24 protein-coding genes are annotated in these 21746 nt (G+C 39.9%); 5 read left to right on the top strand and 19 right to left on the bottom strand.

Annotated features, from left to right (window positions below):
- Positions 1-4 precede the first annotated feature (4 nt).
- The 8 genes from ABMY41_RS11905 to ABMY41_RS11870 all read right to left on the bottom strand — a co-directional run bounded on the left by ABMY41_RS11905 (position 5) and on the right by ABMY41_RS11870 (position 6918).
- Positions 5-1987 (bottom strand): TonB-dependent receptor, encoded by a 1983-nt coding sequence (locus tag ABMY41_RS11905; RefSeq protein ID WP_349274745.1) that lies wholly within the window; start codon positions 1985-1987, stop codon positions 5-7.
- 183 nt (positions 1988-2170) lie between these two features.
- The gene (locus ABMY41_RS11900; RefSeq protein WP_349274743.1) at positions 2171-2440 is read right to left on the bottom strand and encodes a hypothetical protein; all 270 of its coding nucleotides are present in this window, start codon (positions 2438-2440) and stop codon (positions 2171-2173) included.
- A gap of 148 nt (positions 2441-2588) precedes the next feature.
- Entirely contained in the window at positions 2589-2840 is a 252-nt protein-coding gene (locus ABMY41_RS11895; RefSeq protein ID WP_054563976.1) for a hypothetical protein, read from the bottom strand.
- 39 nt (positions 2841-2879) lie between these two features.
- Positions 2880-3284 (bottom strand): DUF1761 domain-containing protein, encoded by a 405-nt coding sequence (locus ABMY41_RS11890; protein WP_175080102.1) that lies wholly within the window; start codon positions 3282-3284, stop codon positions 2880-2882.
- Positions 3285-3436: 152 nt separating this feature from the next.
- Positions 3437-3970 carry a response regulator transcription factor gene (locus ABMY41_RS11885; protein WP_250660625.1) on the bottom strand — a complete coding sequence of 178 codons (534 nt, stop codon included), beginning with the start codon at positions 3968-3970 and terminating at the stop codon, positions 3437-3439.
- Complete coding sequence (locus ABMY41_RS11880) at positions 3967-5178, bottom strand: ATP-binding protein (protein WP_289096282.1); 1212 nt, start codon at positions 5176-5178, stop codon at positions 3967-3969. Before ABMY41_RS11880 ends, ABMY41_RS11885 begins: the two co-directional genes overlap by 4 nt.
- 16 nt (positions 5179-5194) lie before the next feature.
- Positions 5195-5599 carry a DUF4440 domain-containing protein gene (locus ABMY41_RS11875; protein WP_054563972.1) on the bottom strand — a complete coding sequence of 135 codons (405 nt, stop codon included), beginning with the start codon at positions 5597-5599 and terminating at the stop codon, positions 5195-5197.
- 8 nt (positions 5600-5607) lie between these two features.
- Positions 5608-6918, bottom strand: coding sequence for an amidohydrolase family protein (locus ABMY41_RS11870; protein WP_349274740.1), 1311 nt, complete (start codon positions 6916-6918; stop codon positions 5608-5610).
- Between the two features lie 151 nt (positions 6919-7069).
- On the opposite strand from ABMY41_RS11870, the gene ABMY41_RS11865 reads away from it, so the two are divergent.
- Positions 7070-8143, top strand: a complete 1074-nt coding sequence (locus ABMY41_RS11865; RefSeq protein WP_175080106.1) for a ketoacyl-ACP synthase III — start codon at positions 7070-7072, stop codon at positions 8141-8143.
- Between the two features lie 71 nt (positions 8144-8214).
- Positions 8215-8601 (top strand): VOC family protein, encoded by a 387-nt coding sequence (locus tag ABMY41_RS11860; RefSeq protein ID WP_287244911.1) that lies wholly within the window; start codon positions 8215-8217, stop codon positions 8599-8601.
- A gap of 1 nt (position 8602) precedes the next feature.
- On the opposite strand, the gene ABMY41_RS11855 is transcribed toward ABMY41_RS11860, so the two are convergent.
- Both ABMY41_RS11855 and ABMY41_RS11850 read right to left on the bottom strand, forming a co-directional pair.
- Positions 8603-9964, bottom strand: coding sequence for a leucyl aminopeptidase family protein (locus tag ABMY41_RS11855; RefSeq protein WP_289096286.1), 1362 nt, complete (start codon positions 9962-9964; stop codon positions 8603-8605).
- Positions 9965-10052: 88 nt separating this feature from the next.
- Complete coding sequence (locus ABMY41_RS11850; RefSeq protein ID WP_349274737.1) at positions 10053-10463, bottom strand: hypothetical protein; 411 nt, start codon at positions 10461-10463, stop codon at positions 10053-10055.
- Positions 10464-10569: 106 nt separating this feature from the next.
- Here ABMY41_RS11850 and ABMY41_RS11845 point away from each other — a divergent pair, with 106 nt between their 5' ends.
- The 3 genes from ABMY41_RS11845 to ABMY41_RS11835 all read left to right on the top strand — a co-directional run bounded on the left by ABMY41_RS11845 (position 10570) and on the right by ABMY41_RS11835 (position 15239).
- Entirely contained in the window at positions 10570-10722 is a 153-nt protein-coding gene (locus tag ABMY41_RS11845; protein ID WP_188731467.1) for an oxidoreductase-like domain-containing protein, read from the top strand.
- Between the two features lie 297 nt (positions 10723-11019).
- Positions 11020-13632, top strand: coding sequence for a TonB-dependent receptor (locus tag ABMY41_RS11840; RefSeq protein ID WP_349274734.1), 2613 nt, complete (start codon positions 11020-11022; stop codon positions 13630-13632).
- A 122-nt stretch (positions 13633-13754) separates the two neighbouring features.
- Positions 13755-15239 carry a sulfotransferase gene (locus ABMY41_RS11835; RefSeq protein ID WP_349274733.1) on the top strand — a complete coding sequence of 495 codons (1485 nt, stop codon included), beginning with the start codon at positions 13755-13757 and terminating at the stop codon, positions 15237-15239.
- On the opposite strand, the gene ABMY41_RS11830 is transcribed toward ABMY41_RS11835, so the two are convergent.
- The 9 genes from ABMY41_RS11830 to ABMY41_RS11790 form a co-directional block, all read right to left on the bottom strand.
- Positions 15172-16074, bottom strand: coding sequence for an alpha/beta fold hydrolase (locus tag ABMY41_RS11830; protein WP_058584258.1), 903 nt, complete (start codon positions 16072-16074; stop codon positions 15172-15174). The two genes, ABMY41_RS11835 and ABMY41_RS11830, sit on opposite strands and share 68 nt — an antisense overlap.
- Positions 16075-16545: 471 nt before the next feature.
- Entirely contained in the window at positions 16546-17091 is a 546-nt protein-coding gene (locus ABMY41_RS11825; RefSeq protein WP_349274732.1) for a hypothetical protein, read from the bottom strand.
- A gap of 121 nt (positions 17092-17212) precedes the next feature.
- The gene (locus ABMY41_RS11820) at positions 17213-17761 is read right to left on the bottom strand and encodes a hypothetical protein (RefSeq protein ID WP_349274730.1); all 549 of its coding nucleotides are present in this window, start codon (positions 17759-17761) and stop codon (positions 17213-17215) included.
- Between the two features lie 100 nt (positions 17762-17861).
- Entirely contained in the window at positions 17862-18338 is a 477-nt protein-coding gene (locus ABMY41_RS11815) for a DUF4265 domain-containing protein (protein WP_209328356.1), read from the bottom strand.
- A 104-nt stretch (positions 18339-18442) separates the two neighbouring features.
- The gene (locus ABMY41_RS11810; RefSeq protein WP_349274728.1) at positions 18443-18907 is read right to left on the bottom strand and encodes a hypothetical protein; all 465 of its coding nucleotides are present in this window, start codon (positions 18905-18907) and stop codon (positions 18443-18445) included.
- Positions 18908-19628: 721 nt separating this feature from the next.
- Positions 19629-20357: a DUF1963 domain-containing protein gene (locus tag ABMY41_RS11805; protein ID WP_349274726.1), complete on the bottom strand. Its 729-nt coding sequence runs from the start codon at positions 20355-20357 to the stop codon at positions 19629-19631.
- 112 nt (positions 20358-20469) lie between these two features.
- Entirely contained in the window at positions 20470-20844 is a 375-nt protein-coding gene (locus tag ABMY41_RS11800) for a hypothetical protein (protein WP_349274724.1), read from the bottom strand.
- A gap of 29 nt (positions 20845-20873) precedes the next feature.
- Complete coding sequence (locus ABMY41_RS11795) at positions 20874-21041, bottom strand: hypothetical protein (protein WP_188729789.1); 168 nt, start codon at positions 21039-21041, stop codon at positions 20874-20876.
- A 64-nt stretch (positions 21042-21105) separates the two neighbouring features.
- On the bottom strand, positions 21106-21564 hold the full coding sequence (locus ABMY41_RS11790; RefSeq protein WP_349274722.1) for a hypothetical protein: 459 nt from the start codon (positions 21562-21564) through the stop codon (positions 21106-21108).
- Positions 21565-21746: the final 182 nt, after the last annotated feature.

Raw genomic sequence — 21746 nt, 5'->3', positions numbered from 1 at the left:
GCAACTAGAAATTGAACTGGTAGTGTAACGATAAATCTTCTGTTGTACCAGCGACAGCGCCATTGTCCATTCGTGGATCAAACACATTATATTTTTTGCCTAACAGGTTTTCTGCTTTAAGCATTAGTTGACTGTTTGCGTTTAACTGCCATTTCAAGCTGCCACCTAATAAGCTATAGGCAGACTGTTTAAAGTGAGCACCGGTAACTGAACTTACTTCTACTTTATCACGCCATAGTAGGTTTAAACTCACTTGCCAGCTGTCAGATAAATTATAACTACTCACTAAGCTTGCAAAACGCTTAAAGCTCGCATTAATTGGGTCTTCAAAGTACTGCGTATAGGTACCTGTTACAGAGAACTCTTTACTTGATTGCCAAGTACCATCAAGCTCAATACCACTGTTTTGAGTATTAAATGAGTTTGTAAAAGTAAACAAGGCATCATTAGATTGCGTTGGCTCAATATTTATAAAGTCGTTGAGTTCATTATAAAAAAGCACCGCATTAGCCTGTAACTCTGAGGTTTGATAATGCCAAACAAGCTCAGTGGTTTTGACCGACTCAGAGCGAAGCGATGGGTTACCTACTGTGACATCATCATTTGAAAAAAGCTCATTCGTAACCGGGGTTCTGAACGATTCGCCATATTGCAGTTTAACGGTATGCTCTGGGTTTATTACATAAACGCCGGCAAGGCGAGGCGAAAGTTTACTGTCGATGTCTTTCACATCGTCATAGCGTGCCCCTACAAATAAAGTAAGTGCATCTGAATAAGGTATTTTTAACTGCCCGTAGGCGCTATATGTTTCGAAGGTGTATTTAAGTGATGCAAATTCAGGAAAGTCCATCACCGTCACAATACCTTGCTGATAATAAGCGGGGTCAATAATCACTAACATCGACTCATCATCATAGTAATTAGTACGCACCCCAGCTTCGACCTGTTTCGCCTCTGCGTATTCTATACCCGCTGCAAGCTGCCATTGATTTTCAAATTGATAACTCAGTTCAGTTTCAAATTTGCTATCGGTCGTTTGCCAAGCTGGACCAAGTAAAAAGTCAGGTATATCGTCAAACGCAGCGATTAAACCAGCACTTGAGATATTATGTTTAGTGTACGAGTAACTAGAATCTAGCTTTAACTTATCGTTATTAATCCAGTTATATTTAACGCCAACAAAAGTGTTATCACTGGTGTGTTGGTTTTGCGTTGAATAGCCGGCAAGGTTTAAAAATTCATCAAGAGAGGTTTCGTTGTAACGAGCACGTAATTGCAGCTTTTTGTAATCAACACCTGCTTCTAGGTAAAGCGCTTCAAGAGGATCTTTTACTCCTTGCGGGTAGCTTTCGCCGTCTTTTTGATCATAAGAAAAACTCGCAAAGAGTGCGGTATCATCACTTAAAGAGGTATTGAACTGCCCTGTTGCCCCATAGCGACCATTGTTGCCAACCACAAGTTGCAATGCATTTCGCTCTTTAGAGGTAACAATATTCATCACCCCTAAAAACGCATTACTGCCATACAGCGCCGAGCCTGGACCGCGAATAAACTCTATTTTTTCAATGATTTCAATAGGAATATAAGGCATGTAAACAGAGGCTTTACCAAATGATGATTCATTGACACGCTCACCATTGATCATCACCAGTACATTGCCACTATCAAGGTATACACCTCGAGCATGATCTTTAGGCACAGCACCAACCCAATCGCCACGGGTTGATTGCATACCTGGCACAAAATTCATTACCTCATAGGCGTTATCAACACCAAGCGCTTGAATTTGTTTACGACTAAAGACACTCATTGTCGAGGGAACAGAAGACAGGGTTTCGCTGGTTTTACTAGCAATATCGACTTGCACATTAAGCAAGTCTTCAAAACTTAAAGAGAATAAGTCTTGCTCGTCAGTCGCATTTGCAACCATTGGAATGGTTGAGGCAACTGCAATTGAAAAAAGTGCTGAACATCTTAAAAGCTTCACGCTGCGAGATACCTGTACTAATAGCCCATGCTGCAAAAGCAACACCTTGTTTACACTATTAATACAAAAGATTGGCAAGCTTGCAATGTTTTTATAGTTTTAGTTGATGAGTTCTCGGAAGTAGATACAAAAAAACCCACTTTCAGCTAAAAATGGGTTTTAATTTTATTGAGCCAAGCTTAATTAAGCTGTTTCAACATTACCACTACGCTTTGCCTTGATGTACTTATATAAACCAATAAGTGACGCCGCTATCCAAAATATTTCGATAACAAAACTAGCAAGGTTAAAGTTATAACAAAGACTAATCAGTAACAGAATTGCACCTGTTAAGTTCATCATGTTATACACAAGGCCGGTTGGCGATGCTTTATTCAGTTGTAATAAAAAGAAAGCACCAACCACTAAGAATGTGCCTGTCATGCCAATAATATCAAATAAAAGTGCTATCACGTGCGTGAGTCCATTTTGTTCATGTGTTTATACCCATACAACTGGCCCAATCCATGGGGAGGGTTGTTTTCATTCATTGAAACAGCAAACCGGTCAATAGTATCAGAGCATGAGGGATAAACGAGGATAAATGTCCGTTTTTTTAATTCTACTTATGCGTTACCTTACCACCGATGATTTTTAGAGCAGGTGCGCCGCGGATCATGGTTTCGCGGGCGAATTGACGTTGGCAGTCAGGGCAGATACCTGTTTCATTGGTAAAGTCTTGGCTAATACGTTCAACAAAACATTTAACCAACGCTCCTTTTCCACCTTTGCGGTATTTAAATAATTGGGTTTTACATTGTGAGCAAAAAATATCGACTGTTTTGGTCGGGCCTTTTTTGTTTGGTTTTGCCATTACAACTACATTGCTAAAATAAAACCTTACCTTAACATGTTAGGGCCAGAGCCCCAAAACTAAGCCGATAACAGAAAACTGTAATATTGAATAACTTGCATTAACTAAGAACAATTTTAATGGGCGTTGTTCAAAAATATAGCCAATACCTAAGGCACAGCTAACCCAGCACAGGCCAATAATAAACCCTGTGCCAACAGCTACTCCCACATTGACATTTGCGCCAATAAATAACGATAAACTAAATGCAATTAAACAACATAAAACAAAGCTGCCGCCAAACACCATAACAGGGTTAATACTCTGTAGGTCAAGTTCAGTTAAACCACAGCTTTCCATCCAAATACGTTTAAAAAGCCAAGGAGAATACCACACAGCCCCTAATAGAAAAGATGCAAGGGCAGCAAAAAAAATCGCGAAGAAATTAAGTTCAGAAAAATGCATACACCAGACTCATACAACTAACAGGGTTAATTTGACTTTAGTTAAGGATCAGCGATGCAGCAAATCAAAAAGGCTGAGATTTGTACCCATTTATACTTAAACCATACTTTTGCATTAAACCTTGCATTATTTCAGTTTAATAAACAATCAATTTAGTGTTGTACGGGTTTTTTCTGTAATTTACGTTGTAGGGTTCTTCTGTGCATATTCAGTTGGCGCGCAGTTTCAGAGATATTACCATTGTTGCTATGCAATACATGTTGAATATGCTCCCACTCAAGACGCTCTGGCGACATTATTTGGCTTGGCTCTGGGTTTACCGATGAGGCACCAGCTTCAACATCACCCAAGATTGTTTTTAATAATGAATTGAAATCGACAGGCTTTGGTAAGTAGTCATCAGCACCTAAACGTATCGCTTCTACTGCACTGGCAATACTGGCAAACCCCGTGAGCAATACGATACGAGCTGAAGGAAATTGTTCTCTTAAAGGTTTAATTAGCGCAAGGCCGTTATCATCCCCAAGTTTTAAATCCACCAGAAAGTGGCTTGCCTCAAAAGTGGTTATTTTTTGTAAAGCTTGCTCAGCGTTATGAGCAAGTGAACATGTGAAGCCTTGTTTTGTAAAGCGCCTCGCAAGCGTACTGGCTAGGTTTACATCGTCTTCAATAATTAAAAGTTTCATACAATTTTTAAACTAACCATCGCAATCGCGCCTTGCTGTGGGTGATTACTTAGTGTTAATGAGCCATTTAAGCGCTCTAAGGTTACATTAGAAAGCATAACTGCCATTCCCATTCCATCGCTACTTGGCATGAGCTGACCGCCTAATGATGCCATTTGTTGCTCGCTAAATCCTTGACCGAAATCACGTAACGACAATGAAAGTATTTGCTCATCGATTTGCCATTTAGCTTCGATGTTGTGTTGCTGATTATGGTTATTTGCCGATACGGCGTTTTGCAACAAGTTTAAAATAGCCGGTAACAGCATAGCATCACTTAAAATCGAACAATCAGGAGCGTCATTTAGCCACTGTAAGCTTTGCTCAGGAAAATGCAGAGTCATCGCATCTTGAATGGTGTTTTGTAGTGTTTTAGCACTAATCACTTGTTGTGTTTCACCGGTTCTTAGTGCATTTGAAAGTGACCTAAAATGAGCAAGTTGCTCTTTACACTGAGCTAATGGCTTGGCCATTTCTTGCACAATGGGGTCATCAGCTTGTTGCTCTTGTAGCTCTTCAAATAATAGCTGTAAGTTTGCTATCGGCGTTGCAAGTTGATGCGTTACTTGTGCGGCAGCGCCATCAAGCGTTAATAATTGCTCATGCCTTAATTGTTGCTCGCGGGTACGGGAAATAGTAGCTTCTCTGGCTCTTAACGTACTATTTAATGTGCCAATTACAAAGGCAATAACGATGGCGCTTATAACAAAGTTAATCCACATACCAATAAAATGATGAGTCATCTGCATTTGGTGCATGGTGTGTTCGGGCATTTTTATCAGTAAAAAACTATAAGCGGCGATTGCCAGCACAGCTGTGTAAGCAAGCCCTTTCGCATTAACAGTCACCGCCGCTATCATTATCGGTAACAGTAATAACGAAACAAATGCATTTGTTGCTCCACCACTTAAGGAGAGCAAAATAGTTAAAAACAATAAGTCGGCTGTCAACTGCATTAACACAGCTGCTGGCTTGGCTTTCGTGACATTTCGGTAAGCGAATATACTTAACAGCTGAAAGATTGCTTCAATACAAATTACAGCAAGTAAAGGTAATAATGGAATTTGGTATTCAAACAGAAAATACACCGCAATCACAGCTACAAACTGCACGGCGATTGCGGCGCTTCTTAAAATTAGTAGGCGACTGATCGCCGGATCGGTTTGCATAACGGACTCTTTAAGCTTAATCATCGTCCATTGAAATTGTAAAAACAGCACAAGGCGTTCCTTGATGAAACACCATTTGCCATTGTTTACCATTAAAACGCCACAGTGACATACGCACTGAGTAGTTAAACTCTGAGCGAGCTGAACGTCTAAAGGCCGCTTGATAGCTTAGCTGTGCAATATCATCACTAAGCATTCGGCCTTTAAAATGTTGATTATAAAACTGAGGTACCACCTCAGTTGGCAGGCGGGTTAAAACTTGGAACTTATTAAATGACGTGCCATCAGCGGCTATTTCAATAAAATCATCATCAAGTAATGCATCAAGCGCTTCAGCAGATTGCCGTACCTCTGGCTCAAGGAGCTGTCGCTCTGCATCAATTAAATGATTAAATAACGTCTCTTTAATTTTACCGCCCATAGTAACCCTTACTGTTTGAGCACTTTACCGCCCTTCATAACAAACTGAACCTGACTAAGTTCGCTAATGTTATCAAGTACATTCATATTCACGCTGATAATATCTGCTTGTTTACCAACACTCAAGTCACCGAGGTTATCAGTTTGACCTAATAGTTTAGCAGCTTCAACGGTGGCAGATTTAATAGCTTGTTTTGGTGTCATGCCATATTTAACTAATAACTCAAACTCTTTAGCATTATCACCATGCTTAGATACGCCTGAATCTGTACCAAAGGCTATTTTAACCTTGTTTTTTAATGCTAATTTAAACGATGCTTCCATTTTTGGCGCGACTACTTCTACTTTATCAGCAATTGCTTTTGGCATATTTGGGTTATTTAGCACTTCTTCTTTTACTGTCGCGCCAGCGAGTAACGTTGGAACTAAATACGCGTCTTGCTTTTTAAAAAGCTTAACCGTGTCTTTATCTAAAAAAGAGCCATGCTCGATTGAATCAACACCCGCTCTAAGTGCTGCTTTTATACCTTCTGTGCCATGAGCATGAGCGGTCACTTTGCGGCCTAAATGATGGGCTGTGTTTACAATGGCACTGAGTTCTTCATCAGTAAATTGCTGATTAACCCCTGCCGCTGTATTACTTAATACACCACCTGTCGCGGTAATTTTAATTACATCGGCACCGCTTTTAATTACATCACGCACTGCACGAGTGCAATCGGCAGCGCCATCACACACCCCTAAGCCACCCCCTTCTGTCGCTTTGGTGATATCACGGCGATAGCCATGCATATCACCGTGACCACCGGTCGGTGTGATCATATCCCCTGCTGCAAAAATGCGCGGGCCAACAATGTCGCCACGTTCAACTGCTCGCTTTAATGGGAAGATAACTTGATAACTGCTACCTAGGTCGCGCACCGAGGTAAAACCTGCATCAACCGTACGTTGTAAGTACTTTAAAGAACGAAGAGCGTAATCGGCTTCGTATTCAGTTGCCCATTGGTGTGGGTTACGTTTTGCATCTCGCTCAAAGGTAACATGAACGTGCATATCAATCAGACCCGGCAATACCATCTGATTTTTTAAATCAATAACATCTGCATCACTAAGGTTTAATTGCTGCTTTGTTAGAAAACCAGCTTTTATTGCGGCAATTTTATTGTCTTCAATAACCAGCGTTTGCTGCTCTTCGACATCTTGATCAGTGCCTACCAGCATCTTTCCAGCATGAATAATGGTGGTTTGTGCATTAACAGCAAACGTAGATAATAAAGACAGTACCGATAATGTGCTTATTTTTAGGTTTATTTTTTTCATAATCGCCTCTTTTTTATACTAGGTTTAACTTAAATACTGAGTAAATGCCATTATTTACGACATAGCGCAGCAATGAACTAGTGTTAACAAGTGAATTTTGATATAACTTCGGAAAAATTTAACAAGTCTGACCACATAAAGAGAACACATTATGTCTTATGCCCAAATTACTGGCTGGGGTAAATGTATACCACCAGCAAGCATCAGCAATGATGAAATTAGCAATATTGTTGATACCAACGATGAATGGATCACAACACGTACAGGCATCAAATCTCGCCGTGTCAGCCATGTTTCTACTGCTGATTTAGCTACTGTTGCCGCAAAGCAAGCCCTTGCTTGTGCTGGGGTTGATGGTAAAGACATTGATCTTGTACTTCTTGCGACTTGTACACCATCAACTATGGTGGCAAATACAGCCTCTTTAGTGCAAAAAAATATTGGTGCAGTTGGCGCAGCAGCAATGGATACTAACGCTGCATGTTCAGGCTTTTTATATGCATTACAAGCAGCAACGGCACAAATTCGTGCGGGCATGATCAAAAAAGCGGTCGTTATTGCTGCTGAGCGCATGACTTGGTACATCAACTGGGCGCGCCGCGACAGTGCTGTATTATTCGGTGATGGTGCGGGTGCCGTTGTATTAGAAGCTTCAGATACACCATCAGGTTTACTTGCGACTAAAACCGGGTGTGACAGTGAAGACCGCGATATCTTGCACATCGAAAACTTTGGTAGCGATTTAAATAAGTACGAGCCAATTGGCCCGTCTAACTTATTATTCGAAGGTCGCGAGATCTTCAAGCGTGCTGTTAAAGGTATGAGTGAAGCTTGTGACGACGTGCTAAACCAAGCACAGTTAGAGCTGGATGACATTGACGTATTAGTTCCTCACCAAGCCAATTTACGTATTATCCAAGCTATTCAGCAACGTTTGAAAGTAGCTGATGAAAAAGTAATGGTAAACATTGCCGACTACGGTAATACGTCTGCTGCAACAATTGCGATTGCAATTTGTGAAGCTGTTGAGCAAGGCCTTATCAAACCAAACTCAAACATTATGTCAGCAGCCTTTGGGGCTGGTTTAACTTGGGCGGCAAGCTACATTAAATGGGGCGAACGCGTGACACCAATTGCGGTATCTGATGCAGCCTTACCTAAGTGTGATAAAACAGGCCTTGAACTTGTTGCACCGGCTGTTGCAGCATGTAAAGCGGCAGAGTAATCCTCGAAACTCTTTAGTAGAAAAGCGCGGCTTAGTCCGCGTTTTTTTATGAGCAAAAAATGGACTATATAATGGAATTATTAGGCATACATCACGCTGCAATCATTTGTAGCAACTATGAAAAATCAAAGCATTTTTATAATGAAATTTTAAAACTGCCGATTATCCACGAACTATACCGTGCTGAACGTGACTCGTATAAGTTAGATTTAGCACTTCCTGATGGTAGCCAATTAGAATTGTTTTCGTTTCCTGGAGCGCCACAAAGACCCAGCTATCCAGAGGCACAAGGGCTACGCCATTTGGCGTTTAAAGTTGGTGATATTGCAAAATCTAAGCAGTACTTAGAACAACAAGGCATTTCGGTTGAAGAAATAAGAGTGGATGAAATCACCGGGAAGCAATTTACGTTTTTTGCCGATCCCGATGATTTACCTTTAGAGCTTTACCAACTCTAGATTATTGGAAGCGATCTTGTAGGTAATTAAACACAGCGCGAATACCCAATGCCTCACCACCTGTAGGGCGACCCGGTAATGCACGTAAGTTCCAAGCCATAACATCAAAGTGAACCCAAGGAGTACTTGGCTCAATAAACTCTTTTAAATAAAGAGCAGCAGTGATCGCACCACCAAAAGGAGTGGAAGCACAGTTAGCAATATCAGCTACATCACTTTTTAATAATGGCTTGTATTGATCAAATAACGGCAGTTGCCATACAGGATCATGGCAGCTTTCGCCTGCATCCATCAATTTGTTAGCCACTTCACGGTTATTTGCGAAAAAGCCAGGTAATTCAGTACCGAGGGCTACACGACAAGCACCAGTAAGGGTTGCAAAGTCAACGATAAGATCGGGGTTATCGTTTTGTGCTTCAGCAAGAGCATCACACAGCACTAAACGACCTTCAGCGTCCGTGTTATCAATTTCTACTGTGATCCCTTTGCGAGTTTTAATCACATCACCCGGTCTAAATGCATTACGAGAAACCGCATTTTCAACTGCAGGTACCAGTACTCGTAAGCGAATTGGTAAGTTGGCAGCCATAATTAACTGGGCAAGACCAATAACATGCGCGGCACCGCCCATGTCTTTTTTCATATTACGCATGCCTGAGCTTGGTTTTAAATCTAAACCACCTGAATCAAAACACACGCCTTTACCGACTAAGGTAATCTGTGGAGCATCTTTTGCGCCCCAGCGTAAATCAAGTAAGCGAGGTTTATTCTCAGACGCACGACCAACCATATGAATTGTAGGGTAGTTTTGCTCTAATAATTCATCACCAACCCACTCGCTAAACTCACCATCAAAGGTGTCTGCTAAATCTGCCATCACTTGAGAAAGATGTTGCGGCATCATATCTGCAGCAGGCGTATTAACTAGATCACGGACTAAATTAATCGCACTTGCATGCTGCGATAAACGCTTAACTAAAGATTCGTCTTGAATGGCAAGTGTGGCACGAGGCGATGGTTTTTCTTTATATTCACTAAACTCATAACCACCTAGTACAAAACCAAGTGCAACCTGTTCGACAAAACTATTATCACCTTGAATTTGGTAGCAACCCGCTGGCAGTTTTGTCGATAAGTCACCCGCTAACCAAAAGTCTTGTAAATCATTAACTAAACAATACACATGCTCAAGTGAACCGGTTTCACTATCAGCTATTAAGGCCATGCCTTTGTTTTTAAAATCACAATTTGTTAGCCAATTTTGTAAGGCTTGCGGCTGCTCGGTTAACCACGTTGATAGGTCAGCTTTAGCAATAAATGACAGGGGAATTCCCGTAGAAGAATGGCGAATTAATGAACTCATTAAACGACTCGATATAAAGAAAAGGTCATTAAGGATACCAATATCTTGATACAAAAGGTATAGGCAAAATCAGATAAGCAAAACCTAATCAGTCTTTGTTTTGTTTCTCTTTTTCTTCTTTTTCTACTAGTTGATCAATCTCTTTAATCGACTTATTGATATTGAATGAGCTAGGTAGCACATCAACACCAACCCATTGACCTAGTTTTACAACCAAAGGAATTGTCACGGGTGCAAAGGGTAATACAGCAAATACGCCCAAACCGAGTCCTTTTAATATATCTAAAAATTGCTCATTGGCAGTATGCAATTCTTCTTTAGTAGCTTGGCCTTGGGTGTATCGCCTATAGATATGGAGCATCTCTTTTGTTTCTTGCTTTTCTTGGGCAAGTGCGATTTTAAGTGCTACCATAGCGCGCTTGAAGCGTAGAGTCTGACGCTTTTTGGTAATTTTGGCCACTCTGAATGGGGCTCGATGAATAACTTTGTATAATCGCATTTGGCTATTTTCACACAGCATGCGAAGTTCACAAAGCATAATTTACTTATATTAGTTTTTGTTTTATTCTTCATACTCTATTCGTAATTATTTTTCAGTATTAAAAATGAACACGCCAATACAACAGACTGAGCCTAAACCCCAAAAGCCGGCCCCAGATGAATGTTGTGGTGGTGGTAGTTGTTGCCCATGTGTATGGGATGAATACCGAGAAAAATTAAAGCAATGGCAATTAAACAACATTCCGCAACAAGCCTAATAGACCGTTCCAAATCCAATTACGCTTAAAAACCAATCAAAAAATTCCTTTTTTAAAATATTTTTAGATATTTTATATACTTTCTTACACATAAAAGAAAAAATAAGAATAAATTATCCCCTTTGATTTCATGCACATAATTAAAAAAACAATAATAACGTGCAAATAAAAACGCCAAAAACAACATTACATTAACAATTTGCAAAATAAATTTACAGGCTGTATAAGAGATTTACACCAAGTTTATTATTTAACTTCGGTGACATAATCATAAATATTCTAACTGGGGAAGTCAGAATGAAATTCAAAAATAATGCGCTACAACAAGCAATTAAATTTGCTTTAGCGACAACAACAGCTGGCCTGTTTGTGTCGGGTTCAGTTGTTGCTGCAGAGCAAGCAGCAGAAGAAACGAAAGTTAACAAAAACGTAGAAAAAATTGCCGTTGTAGGTACTCGCTCCGCGCCACGTTCAATCGGTGATTCACCAGTACCAATTGATATAGTTAGTGGCGATGAACTTAGCAAGAATGGTTCTACTGATATGTTAGATATGCTTCAAGCATCAGTTCCATCATTTAATGTTCGTCAGCAGCCTATTTCAGATGCAGCATCGTTTATTCGTCCAGTTAACTTAAGGGGTTTATCTTCTGATTCAACTCTTATCCTACTTAATGGCAAGCGAAGACATCGAGCGTCCGTAATTGCTTTTCAAGGCGGCGGCGTAAACGATGGTGCACAAGGTCCAGATATTTCAGTGATCCCTTCAGTTGCATTGAAGCAAGTTGAGGTTCTTAGAGATGGCGCTGCAGCGCAGTACGGCTCTGATGCAATCGCAGGTGTAATGAATTTTGTACTAAAAGATGCCTCTGAAGGTGGTTCTTTCTCTGTGCGCCAAGGAGAATATTACGAAGGTGATGGCGATCAAACAGTAATCGATGGCAATGTTGGCCTACCATTTACTGACGAAGGTTTTGCAAATTTATCTTTTCAATATAAAACAGCAGATGCAACAAGCCGAACTTTACAGCGCCCAGATGCAGCAGCATTAATCGCTGCAGGTAATACATCAGTTAATGATCCTGCGCAAACTTGGGGTAATCCCGAGATTGATGATGATCTAACATTGTTTGCTAATGTTGGATTAGAATTAGGTGATGGAAAGAGCTTCTATATGTTCGGTAACTATTCAGATAGGACGGCAACTGGAGGCTATTATTATCGTAACCCACAAAATAGAGGCGGTGTTTACACCGATGGTGACGGTAATCTGTTAGTAGGTGCTATGGATGGTAATAGTGACGCCTGCCCAAACATTCCAATCACTTCTGGTAATGTTTTAACTCAACAAGATTATATAGATAATGTAGCTAATAATGATAACTGCTGGGCTTTCAACGAATTGTTCCCGGGCGGCTATACTCCTCTTTTCACTGGTGAGATAAATGATACCTCTTTAACAATGGGTACTAAAGGCGAGTTTAAAAATGGTTTTTTAGATGGCGCTTATTATGATTTCAGTGGCTCGGTTGGCCGTAACAAATCAACCTACACCCTAGTTAACACTGTAAACCCATCGTTAGGAGCTAACCAACCTACTGATAATAGTTTTGAAGCTGGCTCGTATATTCAGCTTGAAAAAGCATTCAATCTTGATATATCAAAAGCATATGATGTTGGTTTAGACGATATGCTAAACGTCGCTTTTGGTGCTGAATGGAGACAAGAAAGCTTTGAAATTATTTCAGGTGAACAGGTTTCTTGGCAACAAGGACCTTTAGCAGAACAAGGTTTTAGTGTAGGTTCTCATGGTTTCGCAGGATTTTCACCTGAATCTCAAGGTATAAGCAAACGTCAAAGTATCGCTGCATATCTAGATGTTGAAACATACTTAACTGAAGATTTCTTAGTTGGCGCTGCACTTCGGTATGAGGACTTTTCAACATTCGGAGATACCTTAAACTATAAAGTAACAGCTCAATATTCTCTAACAGATGAGTTTTCACTTCGCGCATCTCATTCAACAGGTTTCCGTGCTCCAACAGTTGGACAAGCTAATGTAGTAAATACCCAAACTTCTCTTGTTAATGGTGAATTAATCCAATCAGCAACATATCCACCTACGCACCCAGTATCAGCTCAAAAAGGTGGTGTAGAGCTCACTCCAGAAGAGTCAAAAAGTTTTGCTATTGGTGGTGTTTATCAAAGTGGCGACTTTTTCCTAACTGTCGATTTATATGACATTAAAGTAGAAGATCGCATAGCACAAACAGATAAATTATTTATTGACCAAAATGATGTAGATGCATTACAAGGTCAGTATCCAAACCCTGAATTGTTACTTGGAGGTTCAATCACCTTCTTTGCAAATGATTTCGACACACATACACAAGGTGCTGATGTTGTAGCAAACTACACAATGGAACTGTTCGGTGGCGACACTAAACTTTCTTTAGCATACAACTACAACAGTACTGAAGTTGACAATGCAGGCTTATATACTTCTGACTTCAAAGTTAAACGTCTTGAACAAGGCATGCCAGAACATCGTGCAACATTTACATTTGCACAAGACTGGGAAACATTCAGTATGTTTGTTCGAACAAACTACTTTGGTGAGTATTTTGCAACACATGCAGATGAGCCAGATATTGGTGACACCTATGGTTGGTCTAAAACAGGGAGTTCTGCAGTTACCTTCGACGCTGAATTGAGCTACTATGCAACTGATGCAATTACACTGTCTGTAGGCGCAAATAATATCTTCGATACTGAGGCTGAAAAGCTTCAAGAAGTATCTAGTGATGGCTCATATGGGTCACGAGGTATCGTCGGTGGTAAATACTACGAAAGTGGTCCATTTGACTACAATGGTGGATTTTACTACGTGAAAGCGAGTTATAAATTTTAATATTTAGTAGTAAAAATTTGTAATGGTAAGCCAATGAGGAGTTATCTTCATTGGCTTATATACTTTAACATCAATCCACCACATACATTAAATTAACACCTCAAATTTGCGTTTCAAAGTTTATGTTACTGGAAAAAGCGAATCAACTACTGAATGAAAACAAGCTGAAAGAGGCTGAATTTCATTTTAAAACCATTCTCGATTCAGATCCTGAAAACGGCGAAGCGTTATTTGGACTAGGCCGCATTGCATTGCGTTTAGAGCGATATGATGCCGCAGTTTACCTTTTACAAAGAGCCTGTGAGCGACTACCTCACATGCTTGAACCGCTCCATGCCCTTGCCGATGCTTTTAATGGCGTACATTCACCGCAAGATGCCTTAACCGTACTCGAATATGCAAAATCAATTGCCAGCCACAACCCTGAGCCACATTACTATCTTGCCCAGCATTATTTAACCTATGGTGAGCTAGACAAAGCCTACAGTATTTTAAAGCATGCACTCGGTATGGGAAATTATCCAGTGACGGCGTACATTTTATTTGAACTTGTGCAGTTTGGGCGCTTTAGCAATGAAGAAAATTACATAAATGAGCTACACCAGTTTTTAACTTTAACCAATAATCTACGTTTAAAAATGGTGTGTTATTATGCCCTTGGTAAAAGCTATGATCAGTTAAATGATACCGAGCAAGCCTTTAACTACTTTAGCCTAGCTAATAAGTTACAAACAAAACTCACGCAGTTTAAAACCCGTGACTTAGTGCCGTTTTATCAGCGCATCATAGAGCAAAATACAGCTGAACTAATTGATGCCAGAGACAAAACATTCACAGGCACAATTACACCCATTTTTATTATAGGCATGCCAAGAAGTGGCTCAACGCTGGTAGAGCAAATGCTGGCAAGCCATGATGATTTTGCCAGCCTTGGCGAAGATGCCAGTATCAGCAATCAGGTTGTTGCATACCTTGAACAACAAACACAGCTCCCCTACCCAGATTGCTTAGCAGAGCTGAACCAAGGGCTAATTAACAATGCCCGCAATATTTATATTGAACGAATAAAGCAAGCGCCAGTTGTGCGCCCCTTTATGATCAATAAGCTACCAGCTAACTATCAGTCACTTGGATTGATTTACTTACTCTTTCCTAACGCCAAGTTCATTAATATGCAGCGCGAGTATAATGCAATGGCTTGGTCAGTTTTTAGCAACTATTTTGCTGAAAACGAACCTTATTTTTGTTCACTCCCAGAGTTTAAACAGTATTTTGATTTGTATCAGCAGTTAATGGAGCATTGGCAAAACGTGATGCCAGAGGCGGTTTTTGATTTAAGCTATGAGGCACTTATAAGTGACAGCGAACAAACACTAACAGCCCTGTGTAAGTTCTTAAACATTGAATACAGCACACAGTTTTTAGATTTTTATAAGTCAAAAAAACCGGTGGCAACGCTCAGCAAAACGGCTGTAAGACAGCCGTTAAGTGATAAAGCATTAGAGAAATACAAACGCTACGAGAGCGCAATGCACACGCTTATGCGTGAGTCTCAAACCAGTTCAACAAGTCAACAAACTGATCAAAACGCGCCTGTGGGTGAGTAAGCATATTTATGTGATCATAATCGACCTTATGGCCAAACTTACGGCCATAAATGGTCATCGTTTGCTTACCGATGCCTGACTCTTCCATAAACTTTTCAATATCAATCGGCTGGCATAGCGCTTTATCTTTAACACCTGCAACATGCATAATGGGCGGCAGCGCCTTATCAGCTAATGCGTTGGCGTAATCAAAGCCATCGTCAGTATCGACCCAAGGTTTACGCTTAGCCCATTGCATGCTTTGATAATGTGACTTACGGGTTTCATCATCACTGCCCCATTTCAGTTTTTTAGCCGGCACAAAACCATGCTTACGGGCAACTAATGGCGCCAAACCATACCAAATCAAATTACCTTGAATATACTTGCTTGGGTGATGGTTATATAAAGACCGTTTAGAACCAAAATAGCCGCAGGCTTTAACATCATCAATCAACTCAGGAAAACGGGCAAACACACTGTTCATTAACACCCCACCCCATGAGTGCGCTACCCAATAACGCGCAGGCTCGCCTTCAAGCTGCTTAATTTTATCTAGAAATGCGGGGATATCTTCTAAAATAGCCTCGGTTTGACCATACTTTGCATGCTTTGAAATCGCAGGTTTACTCTCACCACGACCTCGTAAATCTGCCACATAGCAAACATAGCCATGCTCAGCTAAAAATGGCGCTAAACCTTTATTGCTGTGGGTGTAAAAGATTTTGCCATTTTCAACGGCACCATGCATAAAAAACACCGCAGGGCCTTTCGCATCAGTCTTACTGATACGGCGTAAATGTAAGGTTTGGCTTTCGGCAAGTTTAATAAACACCGATTCTTGTTTAATCGTCACGTTTGACCTTTTTATTTTTATAAACTCATCGTACCAGTGTTAAGTTACGCCAGTCTATTCAGCAAAGCAAGTTTTGCCTGTGGCGATTGCCACTCAAAATGAGAATCTCAGGCACGATGAGATTTTGATTAAATAGTAACACCAATGCAGAGCCATTATTCATTGAAGTTAGAAGTTCGAGATACATAAGCCTTTGGCTAAATGAGCACTAATGAAAAGCTATGAAATGGTGCTAAAAAAGTTTGTTTGATGATTTTAATGCTACGTAATTAACATATTCTGGAGAGACGGCCTTTTGCCATTTGCGGTCATTAGGCCATCATTGAGTGCGAGCAGACGTTGAGCATGACTTTGACTTTATCTGGACAAAAGTGTTTAGAGTATTTAATCAGTAACTTTAAGCTAAGGGGCAATTACGCAATGCGATAATCGCGAAGCGGCATTGTGTAATTGTCCCTTTTAAGCGTTTTGTTATGCGGCTGCCGAAACAACCGCTCGTGTTTTTCTGAATATAATTAACGCAAATATTAATTCCAAAGCCCCACCAATAAAAGCGCCTGATATAAAAGGCAAACTTAGTACGGTGCATGAGATGCCAGCAAATATCAATGCAGCACCCAATATCCAGTATTCTTTAAGGCCATACAATGTTTGGAAGGAAAAATAGCGAGCGCCAATTGCTAACAACATGATTGGGAAAAATAATTCCAGTTTGAATTGAGCCACATAAAAGGCCACTAGCAGCCCACCAAAAAGGGTTGGAAGAGTTTCTAAGGCTAGAGGTCCTAGTTTGTTTTTAGAGTCGTGTTTTCCTGACGCAGAAAGCAGTTTTGAAAAAAGTATAGAAAGAGGAAATATAAACATACCACCGAAGAACAGAGCGAGCATAGCTGTTAAAGAAGAAGAGTAAGTTCCAATTGCTCCAGCTAAGATCCAAACAATGCCCGATGCTAAAACACCAGTTGCACCTCCCACGTAAGCCCCTCGCATATTTTTTTGAAACTCAACAAAATTCATCAAATTATCCTACTTAGATTGCCGCATAACGCCGCAAATAAACGGCTAAAAATAGTTGGCTAAAGTTTGTGAGGTACGAACAAAGCCAACTGTTTTTTGTCCGCACTTTTAATTTGCTTTGTTAGAAAGCCTGGATTCTATACTCAAGACTTTTATTTCTAAGTTGAAAAGTTACAACACGGCTATATTCGTCATAACTTACGATTTGATTCATAGTCTTACTTTTAAAATAGTCACCAATCTCACTAGCTAAAATATCTCTAGAAAATAAGACTGTGTGACTAACTGAGCTTTCCTTACATGCTGGTATGTCAGAATTACTCCTGCATCTATCATCTAAAGTTGGCATTGAAACAGAAACCGAGTAAAAGTTATTAGCTTGTTTATCAGCATCCAAATAGACTCTTGTGCTTACCTTAGCAACCATACAGCCAGAACCAATATAGTGTTTATGAGAACGGCCAGAAATTGAGCTTTGTCCAATCCTAAGGCTTTCTCCACTATCTGTCGAAATTGGAAAAGACTGGTAATACTCGTGAGCACATTGCTCCCGTTTAGAGTTCGATATTTCTGACGAAGGTAAATACCCCCAATCCCAAACATGATCCGGCTCCTTCTTCCCACAACCAAATAAAAACAACAAAGCTAAAAGGTAACTCAAATTCTTCATAGGCTTTCTAACGCCCTGTTAATGGGCAAAATTATGTTGGCTAAATTGTGAAGCGGAGCGAAACCAAGCCAACGTAATTTTGTCCACTTTAAACAGTTTGTTAGGCATCGTCATCCGGCTCAGCATCGAAGGATCCTGGAATTTGCTCGTCACATGTTTCATAAGCAAAAATTTCTTCCGCATCCCAGATATCAAACTTTTTGATTACATCTAAATAGCAAGCAGATTTACGAACATTTACAGTTAAGTATGTTTCATCCCATCTTTCCAATGAACAATCCAAATCGCGAATTTTTTCAATATAAAAATCTTGTTTATCTCTATCAATTGATTTGTCAAAAATTATTCTGAGAGTGCGGTTACCGCTTCTTGCTATGACATTTTCAATTTCCAATATGCCGTTATCGTCCTCAAAAGCTTTTACTTCATCCTTGAAGTTTAACGAGTACGAAAAGAATGGAACGTTTTCAAGCCGATAAATATTATTCCCTAGCGGTTCTGCCCACATAGACTCGCCACCAATCATCCAGTGATTGGGTAAAGATACGTGAACTTTAACTAATCCTTCGTTTCTCATTTAGATGCCTAACGCCGCGTTAAACGGCTGAGTAATGCTTGCTAAAATGTGAAGCGGAGCGGAACCGAGCAAGCATTACAGTGTCCGACTTTTTCAACGCCTTGTTAGCTTTCACATACACTATAATCGAAATCTTTAGGTACATCTTGAGGCATTTTATTGACCTGAAAATACCCCCAAACTGAGACTAGTATAAGAAAAATAGGCACAGACATAAGGAAAATAGACTTAAACTTACTTTTCCACCCTCTTACAATTTTTGTCGGGGCAAACACTTTATATCCTTTAGGTGGAAATTGCTCATCTATAAGCCCTTTATAACCCACTGGAAAGGTAAATGGACCAATTATAAGTGCGCAAACAATTGGAATTCCGACAAATAAAGAATACCACATAACGGATATTCCAGAGTAACCAAAAGGTGTGTGACAATAAACTGTATCTGCATACCAACTGATAAAGGGTAAATACCACTTCTCATTAATTATTAAGCTTAGTACCCCTAGCAACAACGCTAAAATGATTCTCTTGTACTTTTCAGGTTTTGAGTATTCTTCTGCATATTCCACAACTCTCTCCTTGAGTGAATGCTAACATGTTTATAGCGAGCGAATCGCGCGTTTTTCTTCTATAGCATCGCTCGCTTTTCTTATTAGATTATTTTTAACAAACTTGTTAACTAATTGCCAGTGTTATTAAAATTTAGGAGTTCTCGCTTTTACCTCAGGATAAAAAGTGCGATTGGGTCGTTTTCTTGACTATGCGAGCAATTTGATTAAGCATGTATATAAACACAGGTTATTTTTAAAAGAAAAATGCCCGCTTTCGCTCAAAGCCGTCTTTAGAGTATTTACTTTAACTCACTTTGGGGCAAAGGCGAGTTGAGACGAAGGGCTGTTGTGTGCTAACAACTGTAATTCGTAGAGTTAATGCATTGGGTCAAGCATCGGGTGTGGCACAACCACCGAGGGCGTTAGGATGGCAATGCAGCTAACGCAGCATTGAACCACGAACATAGACTGAAGACAGGTGCCACGACGAACTAAGTAAGGTCTGCTCTGTTACTAGAAATAGTAATAACCAACGAATATCAGCATGAAAACCGACGACATTACTTGCTTCATCCTATGTATTAACTCGCTCTAATTCGAGCTGAAGAAATTATGGCTTAAAAAGTTAGGCAAGGATCAGTGCGTTTAACTTGACTGTGGGAGTCATACCAACGCCCATATTTTCGGCTGATTTGGAGCGCAGTGGAAAAGCAGTCCGACAATATGCGCTTGTTAACCATTAGTGGCACTGTAACTCGAGTTGAAATTGGTTTTTATGCACTGGACAACGAAAGAAATAAACCAGCCCAACGTCTCCCCACATGATATTAGCTTCATCTTCGGAATCAACCTGGGCGTAAAATATCATTTCTGAATTGCATTCAGGGCAAGCAGGCCCGGCTTCACTTTGAACAAAACGAGGATAACCACCTAAAAGCGTCGCATAATCATTTAAGCACCCAGCTCTCTCTACAGCCTCTTCATACTCTTCCCATGGAGAATCATTGATCTTGCAACATAGCTCACTTACCTCCTCGGAGGCAGAAGCAATACCTTCCCAATCAGGGAGAACTTCAACTGTAGAGGTTATTACCATACAAGGCGTTGGTGCAAACTCGTCATTCGAAATCCGATTTATTTCTACAATTTTACTCCTTGAAGGCTCATTGTATAGCTTTACTATCCATTGTCCCTTTTCTTCATCACCGAAGCCACACGGAAAACACTCATTGCAATAATAGAAAACGAAGAGCTGCTGTTCTATTTCATTGTGAATTTGGTTAATAAAAGTCAGCTCTTTCTTACAAGTTGGGCACGAGGGCCAAGTATCTCCTACCTCCGCGTAAGGCGGCCCACCAAACTTGGAGTGGCAGGAAGCAACCAAAGCTGCGTCATCACTTTGAGGTTCTAGTTTTAGTGCCTTTGTAACCAAAGATTTTAATAGACCATCCAATTTTTCTTTACTCATTTCACTCCCTTCTATTGGCTAACGACGCAATATGGGGCGTATTAAGCTTTGCTAAAATCAGCAACAAAGGACCACCAGCCAAGCTTTAGACGTCCCACTTATAATTGCCTTGTTAGGTGAACTTTTCGACTATTTCAATAGCTCGTTGTTTTGTAAAAACACCATTAATTTCTGGATCTGTTAATTCAGCTACGTAGTCAAAAATTCCTTCCTCTTCAAAATCAACTAAATCACATAGTTGAAGAGCATCCGCAATAAAGCATAAGTGATTTTTATTTAGTTTATCTTGAATGAACAATTCACAAAGCTTTTTTATATCAGTAAAAGATATAGCAATCTCTTCATCTTCAATGACATCGAGAGTAATAGAAGAACCTTTGATATCCAATTTATTTTCATAATCTGAAAATTCAATTATAAACTCTCCTAGAAACACTTCTGGAGATATGTACTCATTTAATAATTTGGATAGCGATGACAGCTTCACCTTTGCTCACCTAACAGTGTATTTTTCAATTAGTCTTTACACTCAAAACCTTTAGAGTCGACTTTGGCGACGTTGTCTTTATTGCCACACTCTTTAATTGCCATCTCTGTGTGATTGTGCTCATTGTATTGTTTAGCAATTGCGCCAAGGCTTAGCACAATTACTACAGCTATCACTATTTTTTTAATTTTAGACATAAACATTCCTTTGAAAATAAACTATTTAAATACAAACCGTTGCGCTTGCTATTTTTGATAAAACTTAATCAATAAGCGCCATCGAATTTAAATTGAAGTTATAAATAGAGAATGACTCACCTTCTTCTTTTAACGTGACGGTTATTTTTGCGTCTCCATTAGTGTATGTAGCTGGAATTAAATAAGTAACATAAGTACCAGAACCACCTCCAGTGACAGCTTTAGAGCTAACATTTATAAATTCAAATTCACCTAGTTCTTTTAATTCGCCCAACTTTGAGAATGCACGCATGATTTTAGAAATATCTTCATCTGTGGCATTTTCAATTGATGATGGGGTCATATAGTTTTTGAGAGTCTGAGGGTCCCATTGAGAGATATCTGTAATTGCTGAATTTAGGTAAGGAATTGCAGTTTCTTTGTAAGCAGAGGATTTATTCGCAGTCCAAATTGCTAAAAGTACAAATAAGCTAATTAACACTAAAAATGTTATACCAATTCCTTTAAGTATCTTTTTAACCATGATTTTTATTATTTTTCCTTGATTGAATCACTTAGGCCTTGTTGATCAAATGCAGCTCTCTAATAAACTCACTTAACTTACTGATATTTAGGCAGACCAAGGGTGTTGATCTTATTTAGCGCCTTCACTTTGATCATCGCTTCAACCAGTTGGCGATTGTAATCACGCGCATTTAGCTTAGC

It is taken from the genome of Pseudoalteromonas sp. BZA4 (assembly GCF_040104395.1).
Taxonomy (GTDB): Bacteria; Pseudomonadota; Gammaproteobacteria; order Enterobacterales; family Alteromonadaceae; genus Pseudoalteromonas.
The sequence above is the reverse complement of the archived record's forward strand: the minus strand, read 5'-3'. Positions and strand labels throughout refer to the sequence as shown.